This is a genomic window from Algoriphagus pacificus, from assembly GCF_017254845.1.
Classification (GTDB): domain Bacteria; phylum Bacteroidota; class Bacteroidia; order Cytophagales; family Cyclobacteriaceae; genus Algoriphagus; species Algoriphagus pacificus.
This window is the reverse complement of the sequence record NZ_JAFKCU010000002.1, coordinates 1070934-1086549: the sequence shown is the minus strand read 5'-3', so window position 1 is coordinate 1086549 and position 15616 is coordinate 1070934. Positions and strand designations below refer to the sequence as shown.

Here is a 15616-nt window from a genome sequence, read left to right as displayed (position 1 = left end):
AATTAACCTTAAGTTATGACATTAAATCACCCAACTGGTGCAATGAGCAATCGGTATCTAGCTTTAGATGTCCTGAGAGGATTGACCATTGCATTTATGATCATTGTAAATACTGCCGGAGACTGGAGTAATCTTTATGCGCCTCTGGCTCATGCCAAATGGCATGGCTTCACTCCCACTGACTTGGTTTTTCCTACTTTCTTATTTGTAGTGGGTAATGCTATGAGCTTTTCAATGAAAAAACTACAGGATATGTCTGCCGGTAATTTTTTCAAAAAAGTAGGAAAAAGAGCATTTCTCATCTTTTTGATCGGATGGCTGCTGAATGCTTTTCCTTTTTATCGAGTAGGAGAATCTGGTGAATTCGATTTTATCAACATCACAGAAATCAGACTCTTTGGAGTTCTTCAGCGCATCGCTTTAAGCTATTTCTTCGCAGCCATTGTTCTTTACATAGGAGGAATTCGATTAGGATGGATTTTCAGTGCCATTGCATTACTTGGCTACTGGGCAATCATGTATTTTTTTGGAGACGCCGCTGATCCATTTGGATTGACTGGAAATGCTGCAATTAAACTGGATCTTGCACTTATTGGTCCAGAGAGAATGTATGGAGGAGAAGGAATTCCATTTGATCCGGAAGGTCTATTGAGTACGCTTCCTTCAATCGTCAATGTAATTGCTGGTTTTATCGTGGGCAAAATGATCCAGAAATATGGCAACACGATGCAGTCCATTAAAAAACTGGTCATTGGCGGTGTCATCCTAATTGTCTTAGCATATGCATGGGATATTTTATTTCCTATCAACAAAAAAATCTGGACCAGTTCCTATGTGCTTTTAACTGTTGGAATCGACCTGCTTTTACTGGCACTCATGGTTTATATCATCGAATTACAGAAGATCAAAGGCTGGACTTATTTCTTTGAAGTTTTCGGGAGAAATCCCTTGATCTTGTACGTTTTATCTGGAATAGTTATTCGAGTTTTTGGAATGATCCCTGTTGGTGATATGTCCCTCAGAGCTGTTATCTATCAAAACCTTTTTACCAGTTGGCTTAGTCCTAAGAATGCATCTTTCTTCTTTGCGTTTAGCTATATGCTATTAATCTGGTTAATAGGCTTATGGATGGATAAAAAGAAAATTTATATCAAGGTTTAATCTTAACACTCTGAGCATTATCACTCTAGTTTAAATTTCGTAAATTATCCCTGTTACTAACAAACAGGGATTTTTTTATGAAACTAAAAATTGGAGTTTACAATGTGGAATGGATGCGAGATCTTTTTGACGCAGAAGGCCACCCGATCACTACAGGAACAGATGGTGCCAGGAGCAGAAAATTAGCAGATGTAGTGGAAGCCATGGACCCGGATTTTTTGGGAATCGTGGAAGGACCAAATACTTTGGTCAATGGATCAAAAACAGCAAGCTTACAATTGGAGGCATGGGTTCAGGAATTTATACCTTCCAAAAACCTGAAAGGGATCCACGGGTTCCCTTCACCCGGTCAACAAGAGCTATGCGCCCTCTATAATCCTGATAAGATTCAAGTACTTTTTACACCCGAAACCAAAGAGGGTAAACGCTTTGATGAGGCTTTTTTAGTAGACACTTTAAACCGCTTGATCAAAGAGCAATACAAGCATTATAGACCGCCTTTGGAACTGAGCATTTTGGGTCTGGATGACACTTTGCTCACGCGTGTGATCATAGCCCACACCAAATCAAAGGGGATTTTTGACATGGTAGATTATGCCAGGTTTGAGCAGATATCACAACGGGATAGGCTCAAGCTTTTTGCGGAATGTATGTCTATCAGAGAGCGTTGTGATGAATACCTAGAAAAAGGCCAACAGGTGATGGTCATGGGCGATATTAACGATGGCTTTGAATTGGATTTTTATGAAAATCGATTCAGTAAAAGTGCGGTCGAATTACTGCTTGGGGATACATGGAAACCTGAATTTATCCTCAAGTCAGTCTTGCCAAAACCCAAACTTAATTCCTACGGTTGGACTCCCAACTCAAGTCGATACAAAGATCGAATCACCGGAGATCAGGTAAATGTTTTGATTGATCATATTTTGGCCAGTCAGGGATTAAATGTAACAGCAGGAAAAGTCTGGAACCCCTATATTGAAAAAGATGATGATTTAATTCAAAGTGTAAAAAACCAATTGATTCAAGGTTCCGATCACTTTCCTATACTATCTGAAGTTGAATTTTAAATGAATTAAAATGGACCAAGCAGCAATTACCATGATTGAAAACCTTCATAAAAATACAGGTAAAAGTCTGGATCAATGGGTGGAAATCGTCAAAAAAGAAAAATTTGAAAAGCATGGGGAAATTCTAAAATTCCTCAAAACAAATCATGGATTCACCCATGGCTTTGCAAATCTAGTTGCCCATAAGACCCTACAATCTGATGCGGGATCGGCAAAAGACACTGACGATTTAATCAGTAAACAATACAAAGGAAAAGAGCATTTCCTTCCCCTGTACGAAAAGCTAAGCGAAGAAATCAAGAAGTTTGGAAAGGATGTAGAGTTCTCCCCAAAAAACGCCTATGTCAGTGTCAGGAGAAAAAAACAATTTGCCTTATTGATCCCTGCCACAAAGACTAGATATGATATCGGAATCAATTTGAAAGGCCAAGAACCACAAGGCATTTTGGAACTGGACACGAAGTCAAATGGAATGGTATCGCATAGAATCGTAGTAAATCATGAGGAGCAATACTCCAAAGAACTCATTACTTGGCTGAAAAAAGCCTATGATGCTGCTGGATAATTGATTCCATTCACATAATAAGATCACATCTGGTCAATTTCAAACATGTTTTCCAGCTATTTTGAACTTACCTTGAATGGATAATTTCTAATCTAAAACCATGACTAATTACAGAATTTTAAAACTGTTTAGAATTTCAGGACTTTTTTTATTTCTCCTGCTTTGCAGTCTTCAGGTAGCTGTCGCTCAAATTACCGAGGAAACCTATCACAAAGCTGAATACTTTTTAAGCAACAATATCCAGCGTGAGGTATACCATTTAGAAGTTATTCCTAATTGGTTGGAAGGAAAAACAAGCTTTTGGCATCAGACATATACCAAAGATGGAAAGCGATTTTTCTTAACCGATGTGGAGAAAAAATCCACTCAAGAAGCTTTTGACCACAAGCAGCTGGCAAAATTATTATCAGAAAAAAGTGGACAAGAAATCACAGAAAACAAGCTTCCTTTTAACCGCATTCAAATCTCCAAAGACGGCAAGATCAGCTTTGATTGGCAAAACAAAACCTGGACTTTTCAAAATGGGAATTTGGAATCAAAACGAGCTCCAGAACCAAGAAATAGAGATTCCTCAACTTCTCCTGATGGAAATTGGAAAGCCTATACTCGAAACTTTAATCTATTTGTAGAAAATCTTGAGACTGGTGAAGAAATCCAACTGAGTTTTGATGGAAAAAAAGATTATGAATACGCTTCTTTTTGGGGTTGGTCAGATATGATTTACGGAGAAAGTGGGGAAAGACCTTTTCATTTTACAGTAAATTGGTCGCCAGATTCTAAGAAGATCCAAACCCAGATAGTGGACCTGAGGTTAGCCGAAAAAATGTTGCTCCTAGACAATAGTCAGGATGATAAATTCCGCCCACAATTGATGGGGTATTACCGCGGATCTCCTGGAGACACAACAGTAGTTACTTATACTCCGGTAATTTTTGATATTGAGAAGAAAGAGGAAACTAAATTCCCCGAGTTTTCACTTCCCCATTTCATTGGGATGTATTTCAATTGGGCACCTGATAGTAAATCACTTTTCGGAACCTATCTCCATCGTGGATTTAAAGCTTTTGACCTGATAGAAATTGATGCGGATTCAAAGAAAGTCAGAAAAGTATATTCCGAATCTTCCCCTACCCATGTCAACAACAATAACATTTTTAGAAGATTGGATAATGGCCAATTTATTCTGGGAACAGAAAAATCAGGATGGAATCAATTGTATCTCATGGATTGGAACTCAGGTGAATTAATCAATAGAATTACGAATGGAGATTTTGTTGTAAAAAACCTTATAAAGATCGATGAGGAAAACCAAATCATCTACTTCGAAGCCTCCGGAAAAGAAAAGGATGTAAATCCGTACTATTCATTTCTTTACAAAGTCAATTTTGATGGATCAAATATCGAGCTTTTGACACCTGAAAAGGCTAATCATGAAATCTCTTATTCTCCCGATGGTAAGTACTTTGTAGACAATTATTCTACAGTAAATCAAGCAACTGTTTCCGTTGTACGAGAATTAGAAACAGGAAAAATAATTCAGGAAATTTCAAAAGCTGACATTTCAAATCTTCTGAAAAAAGGATACCAAAGCCCCACTCCTTTTACAGCAACTGCCAAAGATGGAAAGACAACCATTTATGGCATTTATTACCTCCCGACTGACTTCGACGCAAAAAAGAAATATCCAATCATTGACTACACCTATACTGGACCTCATACGGATATTACCCCAAAAACATTCAAAGCTGGCTTGATTGGATTGCAGCAACCCATGTCGGAACTGGGCTTTGTGGTGGTAACTGTTGATGGGCTTGGCACGAATGGAAGAGGTAAAGCATTTAACGATGTTTCATACAATAATTTGGGAGATGGCACGACAGATCATGTTTTGGCAATCAAAGAACTGGCTGCCAAAAATAAGTTTATGGATGTAGATAAAGTGGGGATTTTTGGCCACTCAGCAGGAGGATATGATGCCGGAAGAGCAATGTTACTACATCCCGATTTTTACAAAGTGGGAGTTGCTTCTGCAGGTGATCATGATCACAGAATGGAGAAAGCTTGGTGGCCTGAAATGTATATGGGCTATCCAATCGGAGATTTCTATCATGAGCAGTCCAATATTACCAATGCGGCAAACCTTAAGGGTCATTTGCTTTTGGCACATGGAGGAATCGACGAAAATGTAAACCCTTCGGCAACCTTTAAATTTGCTGAGGCATTAATCAATGCTGGAAAAGACTTTGACCTATTTATCTGGCCAAGTAGAAATCATAGTTTTGGAAGGACTAGTGGGGATTATTTTACAAAGAAGAGATGGGATTACTTTATTGAGCATTTAATGGGAGAGAAACCCCTTCGCCATTATCAAATCAATACAAATTAAAAATCCTGCCCAGCAATTGGGCAGGATTCGTTTTTTATCCTTCAATTTCTTGGACCAAATCTTCATACCAAGATTCGCCATATTTTCTTATTAAAGCATCCTTTAAAAACTTGTAAATCGGGACTTTCAAATTAGATCCTAGTTGGCAAGCTGGATCGCAAATATGCCAACGATCATAATTCAGGGCATCAAACTGATCGTATTTTGTGATTCGGATCGGGTACATATGGCAACTGATCGGCTTTTTCCATGAGATTTTCCCATCCAAATATGCTTGCTCAATACCGCACTTTAAAATCCCTCGCTCATCATAGAGAGCATAGGCACATTCCCTATTATCCCCAATAGTTGGCGTTCCTTTGTCTCCGTCTTTATCTATTACCCAAGTTCCTTGAGCCTCAATAGCTTTTCTACCTTCTTCTGTGATGTAATCCTTTACAATGGGATAAATTTCTTCAATAATCTTAGTCTCTTCATCTTCCAAAGGAGCACCAGCATCACCCTCCACACAACAAGCGCCTTTGCAAGCTTCTAAATCACAGACAAAAAAGTTCTCCTTGATATCATCAGACAGAACTGCATTTCCCACTAAAATCATAACCTCAATTATTTTGCTCCAAAGGTAATCATTGACATCGAAATGAGCTCAGGAATCTTGCTTTAGGAAGTTTTTCTTCCTTACATAAACTCCTTTCTTGAGACTTGCTATCAAATTTCCTGAGGCATCCCTTACCTCACAAGGAAACTCAAAAACATGTTTACCTGTTTCATCTACTTTCATTTTTATCTCTCGAATCTCTTCCTGCGAAAGCTGAAACACTGCATAAACGGTACCTTTTCCGGGTTTGACAAAATCTATAAATGCATTTTTATCCCAGACGATGTATTCTTTTCCAAGATTGGTAAGTAAAATAAACATGAAAAATGGGTCGCACATGGAATAAAGCGAGCCCCCAAAAGCAGTTCCAATCAAGTTCCTGTTATACCATGTCAGTTTTAATCTTGTTTTAAACATGGAAAAGTCTGGTGCATAATCCACTACTTTAATTCCCGAAAACAAGTAAGGCGGGTACCAATTGATCATGCGGATCAATTTCTTAAAATTCTTATTTTCTTTCTTTTCCATCAGGAAAGATAAAAAAAGAACCGCTCCCTTTCGGAAGCGGCTCAACCCAGCACTATGAAATAAAGCTATTATTTAGCCTTTTGTTTGTAACAAGGATAAAATTCAAATGTTTTGACAATCAGGAATATTTATCGTCTTTTTTTATTTGTTCCATTGACCGATCAAAAAACTTTGAAATCTATCTTGGATAAAATTACGTTCTTTGTGTCGTGCAAGTCGACTTGTCGCTGCCTTGATTCTTTCGAGGGAGAGGAAAGTCCGGGCAACATAGAGCACCATACTTCCTAACGGGAAGGGTTTATTCTGGCGACGGAATAAATACAGCCAGTGCAACAGAAAATATACCGTCCCGATCCCGATTTGTCGGAATCAGGATAAGGGTGAAAAGGTGGAGTAAGAGCCCACCGCTCCGACAGTGATGTAGGAGGCATGGCAAACCTTATGGGTTGAAAGATCAAATAGGTCCCGCATTGGATTCAGTTCCAAGAAGAGTTGCTCGCTCTTACGCGGGATGGGTAGATCGATGGATCCTGACTGTGAAGTCAGGGCTAGATAAATGACAAGAATCTCTTGCGATTTCGCATAGGGAAACAGAACCCGGCTTATAGACTTGCACTTTTTTATTTTATATTAGAGACATGTCAAAAATATTGATCATTGATGACGAAAAAGTCATCCGCGCCACGTTGCGAGAAATTTTAGAATACGAAAAATTTGAGGTTACAGAAGCTCAAGACGGTGCTGAAGGGCTCAAAAAATTGATGGAGGAAGATTTTGATTTGGTGCTTTGCGATGTCAAAATGCCCAAAATGGATGGAATCGAAGTCCTGGATCAAGCAAAGGCTTTAGACAAATCCCCTCAGTTTATTATGATTTCTGCTCACGGCAGTATAGAAACAGCTGTGGAAGCCACTAAAAAAGGTGCATTTGACTTTATTCCTAAACCACCAGACCTCAATCGCTTATTGCTGACTGTCAGAAATGCTCTCGATAAGAAAAATCTGGTTACAGAGACGAAAGTTCTGAAAAAGAAGCTATCCAAAAAATTAGACATGGTCGGAGAATCATCCGCCATCCAACATGTCAAAGAAACCATAGAAAAAGTAGCTCCAACCGATGCTAGGGTTTTGATTACAGGTCCAAATGGAACCGGTAAGGAGTTAGTGGCTCACTGGGTTCATGCGAAAAGCCATAGATCTGCCGAACCATTTGTCGCAGTAAACTGTGCAGCAATTCCTTCTGAACTAATTGAAAGTGAGCTTTTTGGTCATGAAAAAGGAGCTTTCACCTCAGCTCATAAACAGAGACAAGGAAAGTTTGAACAGGCACAAGGAGGTACTTTATTTCTGGATGAAATCGGAGACATGTCCCTATCTGCTCAATCAAAAGTTTTGAGAGCATTGCAGGAAAATCTGATCAATCGAGTGGGAAGCGACAAAGACATTAAAGTAGATGTACGAGTGCTAGCTGCCACCAATAAGGATTTGAAAAATGAAATCAAGGAAGGCCGTTTCCGTGAGGATTTATACCACAGGCTAAGTGTTATTTTGATTCAAGTGCCAGCTTTGAAAGATCGAAAAGAAGATATTCCACTTTTGGTAAATAAATTCCTGGATGATATCTCATCAGAAAATGGCGACGCTAAAAAATCAATTTCTGATGCAGCTCTTAAAAAATTGCAGGAATTCCCATGGACAGGAAATATCCGAGAACTTCGAAATGTAGTGGAAAGACTTGTGATTTTAGGGGAACCTGAAATCAGTCTAGAGGACATAAAAAAATATGCTGACTATTGAGGTCAGCATTTTTTTTAACTATTCGGCTTTTCAGTAGAAGGAGCCTTTGCGTAAGCTGGGCATGGTTTGCTGGAAGCGCAAGCTCCCAAAGCTAAAATTCCTACCAATAGTGCGATTGTTGCTAATTTTTTCATAGTTCAGATTTTATGCTGATCAAATATGTTCAATTAATCTTAAGATAGCAATTACTGCACCAGAAGATTACACCCGCGGATTTCACTATTATCAAATCTACCCAAAACCTCCAACTCCCCCTTTTCATCAAATCTTCCTAAATCTTGGGTTTCAATAAAGGCACAGGAGTGAAAATTAGCCAAATCGACAACATTTATTCCACCTTGTTTTCTTGAAGTCCAGGACAAGGGATCATTGATATCTCTCAAATAAACGCGCATCGATGTAGGTAAAGTATATTTCCCATTTCCTTTTGAATAGGCCTGAGAAAGTAATTCTGTCATTCCATATTCTGAATGGATCCTATCAACTCCAAAAAATGGCTTTAAAATAGCATGGACCTCTTCTCGGATCATTTCTTTTCTTCTTCCTTTCATCCCACCAGTTTCCATGACGATCAATTGATCCGTTTTTGGATAAGCCTTTCCTGATTCTGCCAGATCCAACAAAGCAAAGGTCACTCCCAGCAATAGAATTTTTTTAGACTCTTTGGAAAGCAATTTTATTTTATCAAGCAATTCATCCTGATTGTATAAATAAAAACCAGAATGCTCAGAATGGCTCTGTTTAATAAAATATTCTGCCATCGTAACCAAACTACTCCCCTTTCTCTCCAAGTAGGCAGGAAGTAAAGCGAGAACATGGAAATCTTCCAATGAACCATATTCGCTTTCAAAAATGGATTGGGTATGTTGTAAATAGAGCTCTTCTGACCAGAAATAATGCTTACTGGTAATCATTCCTGTGGTGCCACTGCTGGAATAAAAGCCTGAAAAATTTTCCTTTTCTCCACAGATAACATCAAAATCCTTAAAAAAACGGATGGGTAAAAAAGGAATATCCACTACCTGCTGAATGCTCGAAACATCCACTTGCCTTGCCTCGACGTATTTTCTGTAAATTTGATTATGCGATGCCTGAAATCTAAAAATCTCTAAAGCCAAAGAATCAAAATCCTCGGATTTTAAATCCTTTATGCGTTCTGAAAAACTTTTAAATTCCTGCATCGTTTTATATTTTGCAAAGTCCAATCGGCACTGATGTCATTTGGATGTAAATTTACTTTCGACCTATGCGTTTCAAAAACTATTCAGGAATATTCTTTTTAGCTCTTGCGGGTTTTTCTTGTGTCAACACACCTGATAATTTCCCCTCTACTCCTGAAATTAATTTCGCAACTATCGAATATGTACCAACTGCTGGTCCTGATTCATTGATTGTATCAGTTGATTTTAAGGATGCTGAAGGGGATTTAGGTCTTTCTGCTACAGAAAATAATCCTCCATTTAATCCGGTAGAATATCAAAGGGATAATCGAGGAGAATTGATCAATTATGCAAATAGACCAGCTAATGCACCAAGCTATAATCCAATCGATTGGGTAATTGACCCGATCATCAACAATGCTACTGTAAAGGATACAATTTGGGTTATTCAAAACCCGGATCAATACAATATTTTCGTTAAGTTTTTCAGAAAGAGAAACGGACAATATACTGAGTTCAAATGGCAAGATCCGCCATTCTACACAACTTTCAACGGTAGGTTTCCTAGAATCCTAAATGATGATAAGGAGCAAGCCATTGAGGGAAATATCAGATATGGAATGCTTTCTTCTGGTTGGGAATCAATTTTCAGAACAGATACTCTCCGAGTAGAAATCCAGATTCAAGACCGAAGATTAAATAGAAGCAACGAAGTCACAAGTCCTGATGTCACGCTAAGTCAGATTACCAGAAAATAAAAAAAGCCCTTTGAAAAGGGCTTTTCTTTTTAGAATGCTGGATAGGTTTTCGGATCCACTTCATGCATCACCTTGTAAACTTTCTCCACAATATCTTCAAGACTCGGTTTAGAGAAATAATCTCCATCTGAAGAGTATGCCGGTCTATGAGCTTGAGCTGCAATTGTCAAAGGCTCTGAATCCAAATATCTAAATACATCTTGGCCTTCAATTACCTGCTGCAACATAAATGCTGAAGCTCCTCCTGGTACGTCCTCATCAGCAAAAATCACTCTATTGGTCTTTTTGATTGATTCTCCGATGATTCCATGAACATCAAAAGGCAACAGTGTCTGTACATCCACTACTTCAACGTCTATTCCTAATTCGAACAATTCCGCAGCTGCATCCAATGCGATTCGACACATGGATCCGTAAGTCACCAAAGTGATGTCTTTTCCTTCTCTTAAAATCTCCGGCTTGCCAATCGGAACTGTATATTCACCTAAATTGCTTGGTAAATTCTCTTTCAATCGGTAACCATTCAGACATTCAACTACGATCGCTGGCTCGTCCGCCTTCAGAAGCGTAGCGTACATCCCTGCAGCCTGAGTCATATCTCTTGGCACGCAAACAACCATTCCTCTTAGGGAAGAAAGAATCATTCCCATTGGAGAGCCTGAATGCCAAACTCCTTCTAATCTATGACCTCTTGTTCTGATGATCAATGGTGCCTTTTGGCCCCCTTTGGTTCTGTATTGCAAACAAGCTAAATCATCAGATAGCATCTGAAGTCCATAAAGCAAATAATCCAGGTATTGGATTTCTGCAATTGGTCTTAATCCTCTTAGTGCTGTTCCAATTCCTTGCCCTACAATAGTCGCCTCACGGATACCCGTATCTCCCACTCTCAATTCTCCATGCTTTGCTTGAAGTCCTGCGAAAGCCTGATTAACATCTCCTATTTTCCCTACATCCTCTCCAAATGCAAAAAATGCGGGGTTGTTTTCTAGGGTATAATCAAAGAAATTCTGCAAAACCTCACGTCCATCCACTAAGTGGGATTTCTCATCAAAGATAGGCTTGATTTCTTCTATGTTCAAAACATTCCACTCGGACTGGCTGTACAAATGGCTGTTATATCTATCGAAATTCTTTGCTCCCTGTGCTTCATACCAGGATTTCAAAGCATTTTTTGAGGAACCCTGATCAAATCGGAGTGTGAGTAAAGCTTTTCTAACTGTTGAAATCACATCCTTTCGGATAGGATTGATTGTTCTGGCTAGTTCATCAGCCATTTGAGTCAACAATACTTTTCTTGTGCTGTTTTGAGCAGCTTCTTTGATCAAGGCAATAGCCTCTGTCAATTCGGATTTAATTTCTTTAGAAAATTCTGACCAAGCGGCTTCTTTTTGTCTCTTTACCTCAGCTTTTACTTCTGCTTCAATTTTATCCAAAGTCTCTGCAGTAGCCACTTCTGAAGAAAGAATGTATTCTCTGAATTTGCTGATGCAATCCCAGTCTTTTTCCCATTTCAATCGCTCTGGAGATTTGTATCGCTCATGCGAACCAGAAGTAGAGTGCCCTTGTGGCTGAGTCATTTCCTCCACATGGATCAAAACAGGCACATGCTCATCGCGTGCAATTTTTCCAGCTTGGAAGAAAGCATGCATCAGACCTTCATAATCCCATCCTTTTACCTTGATGATTTCAAAACCTTTCTGGCTGTCTGTTCTTTCAAATCCAGCCAAAGCTTCAGAAATACTTCCTTTGGTGGTATGGAATTCCTGAGGAACAGAGATACCATATCCATCATCCCAAATCGAGATAACCATAGGTACTTGTAAAACCCCAGCAGCATTTATTGATTCGAAAAATATTCCTTCTGAAGTGGAAGCATTTCCGATGGTTCCCCATGCTACCTCATTTCCATTCACAGAGAATTTTGAAAGAGTTTTCAACCCCTTGTTTTCTCTGAAAAGCTTAGATGCATATGCCAAACCAAGAAGTTTTGGCATCTGAGCAGCTGTCGGAGAAATATCCGCAGCAGAATTATACATTTTGGTCAGGTCCTTCCAGCTACCATCCTCATTCAATGAACGAGTTGCAAAGTGCCCATTCATCAATCTGCCCGCACTTGCTGGTTCAGCATCTACATTGGTATGAGCATAAAGCTGGGCAAAATATTGCTGCACAGTAAGCTCATTGATGGCAAACATAAAAGTCTGATCTCTGTAGTATCCAGATCTGAAATCTCCCAATTGAAATGCCCTAGCCATGGCGATTTGCGCAAGCTCTTTTCCATCTCCAAAAATCCCAAACTTTGCCTTTCCCATAAACACTTCTTTCCTTCCTACGAGTGAGGCTTGCCTACTCATAAGCGCCACTCTGAAATCATTCAGAATCGCTTCTTTCGTAAAGTTTGGTGAATTTTGGTTCTTAGATAAAGATTGTACTTCTGCCATAGGGTCTTATAGTCTAAAGTTATTTTGGGCGTATTTATGCTTTATAAGTAGCATATTCCAAAAATAGCCAAATCCCTTTTTTTTACAAACTTCCTTAAAATAAATTTACAATCAATAATTTGGACTGTGTTAAATATTTTTGATCAAAAACAAATATTATTTGGTGATTCAATTACAAACCATTCAAAAAATTGAAATATTCGCAAGGGCTTGAAATAAGTTAAAAGATTTATTGACAGAAAAAAATTTTCCAAATTAAACTTGTTTAAAACTCGAATTTTAAAATTTTCACAAAAATCAATATTAAAAACAGTATAAAATTCTGATTTTTTAATTTTTTCAGAATCAGACCAAATACTATTTGTTTACCGGCTTTTCAGTTTGTTTTTGCTTAGTATCTTTGCAGTACTTTATACAAATCCAAATAGACAAGCCATGATTATAGGTGTTCCAAAGGAAATAAAAAACAACGAGAATCGAGTAGCCCTCACTCCTGCCGGTGCGAAAGAGTTGGTCAAAAGAGGCCATACTGTCTATGTACAACACACTGCTGGTGAAGGGTCTGGTTTCCCTGACGAAGCTTATGCTGAAGCAGGTGCTACTATCCTTCCTACTATCGAAGCAACATATGAAATTGCTGAGATGATCATGAAGGTTAAAGAGCCTATCGAACCTGAATACAAACTGATCAAAGAAGATCAATTGTTGTTTACCTATTTTCACTTTGCTTCATACGAGCCGCTTACAAAAGCAATGGTTGAAAGCAAAGCTGTTTGTTTGGCATATGAAACTGTAGAAAAAGCAGACAGAAGCCTTCCTTTATTGATTCCTATGTCTGAAGTTGCCGGTAGAATGGCTGTTCAGAAAGGTGCCAATTACCTAGAGAAACCATTGCAAGGTCGTGGAATTCTTTTGGGTGGCGTACCAGGAGTACTTCCTGCTAAAGTTTTGATTCTTGGTGGTGGTATCGTGGGAACACAGGCTGCTTGGATGGCTGCCGGACTTGGAGCTGATGTTACTATCATGGATGTTTCTCTTCCAAGAATGAGATACTTGGCTGATGTAATGCCTGCCAATGTAAAAACAATGATGTCCAATGAATACAACATCAGAAAAATGATCAAAAATCATGACTTGATCATTGGAGCTGTGTTGATTCCAGGTGCGAAAGCTCCTCATTTGATCACTCGTGACATGTTGAAAGAAATGCAACCAGGAACAGTTCTAGTGGACGTGGCAGTGGATCAAGGTGGTTGTATCGAAACTTGTAAGCCAACTACACATCAGGACCCTACTTTCATCATCGATGATGTGGTTCATTACTGTGTTGCTAATATGCCTGGTGCGGTTCCTTACACTTCTACTTTGGCTTTGACTAATGCTACTTTGCCTTATGCTATTCAATTGGCAGAAAAAGGCTGGAAGAAAGCTGCTCAAGACAATCCTGATTTGGTACCAGGTTTGAATATCATCAATGGTGATATCGTATACCAAGCAGTAGCAGAAGCTTTTGATTTGGATTACACTCCTGTTGTAAAATACCTAGCTGACTAAACTGCAATCGATACTAATAAATCCCTCCTGTGAAAATGGGAGGGATTTTTTTTTGTCCTTGAGATAAGAGAGGCAAAATATCCCCAATTATATCCGTTGGATACCCAATCAAAATTCTGGCAATGCCCTTTAAATCTGAATTAAAGCCATGGCATGGAATTGAATGTTAAATAACTGAAAATTAATCAGTAATAGACATTTGAAACCATGGACCCCCAGCTCAACACTTCAGAAAATATTGATAACAATTTGAAACGCGGATTTTTATTAGATACACTTTTTCAGGGATTTTTGATTTTACTTCCCCTATCGATAGTTCTCATTTTACTTTCCTTTTCATTCAACTTCATCTTCAAAATAGTAGCTCCAATCAGTTCGATACTAGATCCTGGAACCGAAGAACCTCATTGGTCTATCAATTTCCTTTCGATCGGCATTTTGGTTCTTTTCATTTTTATCATCGGAGCCTTAATCAGAAACAGAGTCGGAAAGATTTACTTCTCCCGATTTGAAAAGAAATACCTTACGAAGGTCCCTCTTTACAATTTGATCCATCAAACAGTTTATCAGTTTGTCGGCTTGAAAAAACTACCATTTTCTGAAGTGGTTCTGATTGATGTTTACAAAAGCGGAACGATGATGACAGGTTTTATTACCGATCAAATCAATGAGAAATTGTACACGGTTTTCGTTCCTACTGCTCCAAACCCCACCAACGGCAACATTTACCATGTTCCTAAAGAATCGATCACTTTCCTTAATGTCCAAACACAGGATGCCATGCGAACAATTATGGGAATGGGAACAGGAACTTGCGATTTGATTGCCTCAGCGGGAGAAAGTTTTGTGAGTGACTGTTCGGAAGAATCCAAAAAACAATTGAGCCCTGAGCTTCCAGTTGAATAAAATCGAATTCAAGGCTGTTTTTTAAGACTATCGAGCCAAAGGAATGGTCATGGTCATTCCAGCTGGAGTAAAAGAAACCTGCTCGAAAAATACGGGAAGTTCTTTGGCATGGGTGACATGAAATGTGTACATCAACGCATCAAAAGTCAACAGAAAAGCTCCTTGCAGGATGATTGACTTTCCAAAACCCACAAATTTATCCTTGTTGATTCGCAGTCCTCTTTCCTTGAGATACATCCCTCCTGCCATATAAGCCAGATCCAATCCGGCATTAAAGAGTAAAATCTTTTCCATTTTGCCCTGAGCCATCATCGTCTCCAACAAATCATTACTGGGAACTTCCTTGCTTGCCTGCCAATATCCCAATCCTGCAATCAGTAAATTCACTGAATTCCAATAAAGATTCATCTGGTGAAAAGCTTGGGTTTGTCCAGTCGTATTGCTGGCTGCAATTCCTCCCCAAACCATATTTCCCAAAGCCCAAGATCCTAGAATGATCATTCCTGACTCATTGTAGTTGATTCTGGTTTCATTGAACATCGGTAATTCTGGAATCTCCTGCGAAAAAGCTTCCCAAGGGAAGAGCAGAGAAATCAACAAAATTAGAGATAGGGAAAGGAGATTTTTCATACAAGCAAAACGCTTAGACTGAAGAAGTGTTTTCGAGGCTGATTTGAAATTCAGGCTGGC

General features: G+C 38.9%; 13 protein-coding genes and 1 other RNA gene. 9 read left to right on the top strand and 5 right to left on the bottom strand.

The window, feature by feature from the left end:
- Positions 1-15 precede the first annotated feature (15 nt).
- From J0A69_RS11435 to J0A69_RS11420, 4 genes are all read left to right on the top strand, one after another.
- On the top strand, positions 16-1161 hold the full coding sequence (locus J0A69_RS11435) for an acyltransferase family protein (protein WP_206586681.1): 1146 nt from the start codon (positions 16-18) through the stop codon (positions 1159-1161).
- A gap of 77 nt (positions 1162-1238) precedes the next feature.
- Positions 1239-2231 (top strand): endonuclease/exonuclease/phosphatase family protein, encoded by a 993-nt coding sequence (locus J0A69_RS11430; protein WP_206586680.1) that lies wholly within the window; start codon positions 1239-1241, stop codon positions 2229-2231.
- A gap of 10 nt (positions 2232-2241) precedes the next feature.
- Positions 2242-2796 (top strand): DUF5655 domain-containing protein, encoded by a 555-nt coding sequence (locus J0A69_RS11425; protein ID WP_206586679.1) that lies wholly within the window; start codon positions 2242-2244, stop codon positions 2794-2796.
- Positions 2797-2896: 100 nt separating this feature from the next.
- Positions 2897-5182 (top strand): S9 family peptidase, encoded by a 2286-nt coding sequence (locus tag J0A69_RS11420; protein ID WP_206586678.1) that lies wholly within the window; start codon positions 2897-2899, stop codon positions 5180-5182.
- 34 nt (positions 5183-5216) lie between these two features.
- Here J0A69_RS11420 and J0A69_RS11415 read toward each other — a convergent pair whose 3' ends face one another.
- Both J0A69_RS11415 and J0A69_RS11410 read right to left on the bottom strand, forming a co-directional pair.
- The gene (locus tag J0A69_RS11415) at positions 5217-5780 is read right to left on the bottom strand and encodes a DUF3109 family protein (protein ID WP_206586677.1); all 564 of its coding nucleotides are present in this window, start codon (positions 5778-5780) and stop codon (positions 5217-5219) included.
- Positions 5781-5828: 48 nt separating this feature from the next.
- Positions 5829-6308, bottom strand: a complete 480-nt coding sequence (locus tag J0A69_RS11410; protein ID WP_206586676.1) for a DUF4442 domain-containing protein — start codon at positions 6306-6308, stop codon at positions 5829-5831.
- 208 nt (positions 6309-6516) lie between these two features.
- Between J0A69_RS11410 and rnpB the strand changes: the two genes are divergently transcribed.
- Both rnpB and J0A69_RS11400 read left to right on the top strand, forming a co-directional pair.
- An RNA gene (gene rnpB, locus J0A69_RS11405) (RNase P RNA component class A) lies at positions 6517-6929 on the top strand.
- A 17-nt stretch (positions 6930-6946) separates the two neighbouring features.
- Positions 6947-8104 carry a sigma-54-dependent transcriptional regulator gene (locus J0A69_RS11400; protein WP_206586675.1) on the top strand — a complete coding sequence of 386 codons (1158 nt, stop codon included), beginning with the start codon at positions 6947-6949 and terminating at the stop codon, positions 8102-8104.
- A 185-nt stretch (positions 8105-8289) separates the two neighbouring features.
- Here the strand turns inward: J0A69_RS11400 and J0A69_RS11395 are convergent, their stop codons facing one another.
- Positions 8290-9285, bottom strand: coding sequence for a LuxE/PaaK family acyltransferase (locus J0A69_RS11395; protein WP_206586674.1), 996 nt, complete (start codon positions 9283-9285; stop codon positions 8290-8292).
- A gap of 65 nt (positions 9286-9350) precedes the next feature.
- On the opposite strand from J0A69_RS11395, the gene J0A69_RS11390 reads away from it, so the two are divergent.
- A complete protein-coding gene (locus J0A69_RS11390) occupies positions 9351-10022 on the top strand; it encodes a hypothetical protein (protein WP_206586673.1) in 672 nt (223 codons plus the stop codon).
- A gap of 29 nt (positions 10023-10051) precedes the next feature.
- On the opposite strand, the gene J0A69_RS11385 is transcribed toward J0A69_RS11390, so the two are convergent.
- Positions 10052-12466, bottom strand: a complete 2415-nt coding sequence (locus J0A69_RS11385; RefSeq protein ID WP_206586672.1) for an alpha-ketoacid dehydrogenase subunit alpha/beta — start codon at positions 12464-12466, stop codon at positions 10052-10054.
- A gap of 435 nt (positions 12467-12901) precedes the next feature.
- Between J0A69_RS11385 and ald the strand changes: the two genes are divergently transcribed.
- A complete protein-coding gene (gene ald, locus J0A69_RS11380) occupies positions 12902-14020 on the top strand; it encodes an alanine dehydrogenase (RefSeq protein ID WP_206586671.1) in 1119 nt (372 codons plus the stop codon).
- A gap of 207 nt (positions 14021-14227) precedes the next feature.
- On the top strand, positions 14228-14926 hold the full coding sequence (locus tag J0A69_RS11375) for a DUF502 domain-containing protein (RefSeq protein WP_206586670.1): 699 nt from the start codon (positions 14228-14230) through the stop codon (positions 14924-14926).
- A 27-nt stretch (positions 14927-14953) separates the two neighbouring features.
- Here J0A69_RS11375 and J0A69_RS11370 read toward each other — a convergent pair whose 3' ends face one another.
- Complete coding sequence (locus tag J0A69_RS11370; RefSeq protein WP_206586669.1) at positions 14954-15556, bottom strand: DUF6992 family protein; 603 nt, start codon at positions 15554-15556, stop codon at positions 14954-14956.
- Positions 15557-15616 lie beyond the last annotated feature (60 nt).

Coding starts and splice junctions, on each gene's coding strand:
- J0A69_RS11435 (WP_206586681.1), top strand. CDS start 16: ATGACATTAAATCACCCAACTGGTGCAATGAGCAATCGGTATCTAGCT.
- J0A69_RS11430 (WP_206586680.1), top strand. CDS start 1,239: ATGAAACTAAAAATTGGAGTTTACAATGTGGAATGGATGCGAGATCTT.
- J0A69_RS11425 (WP_206586679.1), top strand. CDS start 2,242: ATGGACCAAGCAGCAATTACCATGATTGAAAACCTTCATAAAAATACA.
- J0A69_RS11420 (WP_206586678.1), top strand. CDS start 2,897: ATGACTAATTACAGAATTTTAAAACTGTTTAGAATTTCAGGACTTTTT.
- J0A69_RS11415 (WP_206586677.1), bottom strand. CDS start 5,780: ATGATTTTAGTGGGAAATGCAGTTCTGTCTGATGATATCAAGGAGAAC.
- J0A69_RS11410 (WP_206586676.1), bottom strand. CDS start 6,308: ATGGAAAAGAAAGAAAATAAGAATTTTAAGAAATTGATCCGCATGATC.
- J0A69_RS11400 (WP_206586675.1), top strand. CDS start 6,947: ATGTCAAAAATATTGATCATTGATGACGAAAAAGTCATCCGCGCCACG.
- J0A69_RS11395 (WP_206586674.1), bottom strand. CDS start 9,285: ATGCAGGAATTTAAAAGTTTTTCAGAACGCATAAAGGATTTAAAATCC.
- J0A69_RS11390 (WP_206586673.1), top strand. CDS start 9,351: ATGCGTTTCAAAAACTATTCAGGAATATTCTTTTTAGCTCTTGCGGGT.
- J0A69_RS11385 (WP_206586672.1), bottom strand. CDS start 12,466: ATGGCAGAAGTACAATCTTTATCTAAGAACCAAAATTCACCAAACTTT.
- ald (WP_206586671.1), top strand. CDS start 12,902: ATGATTATAGGTGTTCCAAAGGAAATAAAAAACAACGAGAATCGAGTA.
- J0A69_RS11375 (WP_206586670.1), top strand. CDS start 14,228: ATGGACCCCCAGCTCAACACTTCAGAAAATATTGATAACAATTTGAAA.
- J0A69_RS11370 (WP_206586669.1), bottom strand. CDS start 15,556: ATGAAAAATCTCCTTTCCCTATCTCTAATTTTGTTGATTTCTCTGCTC.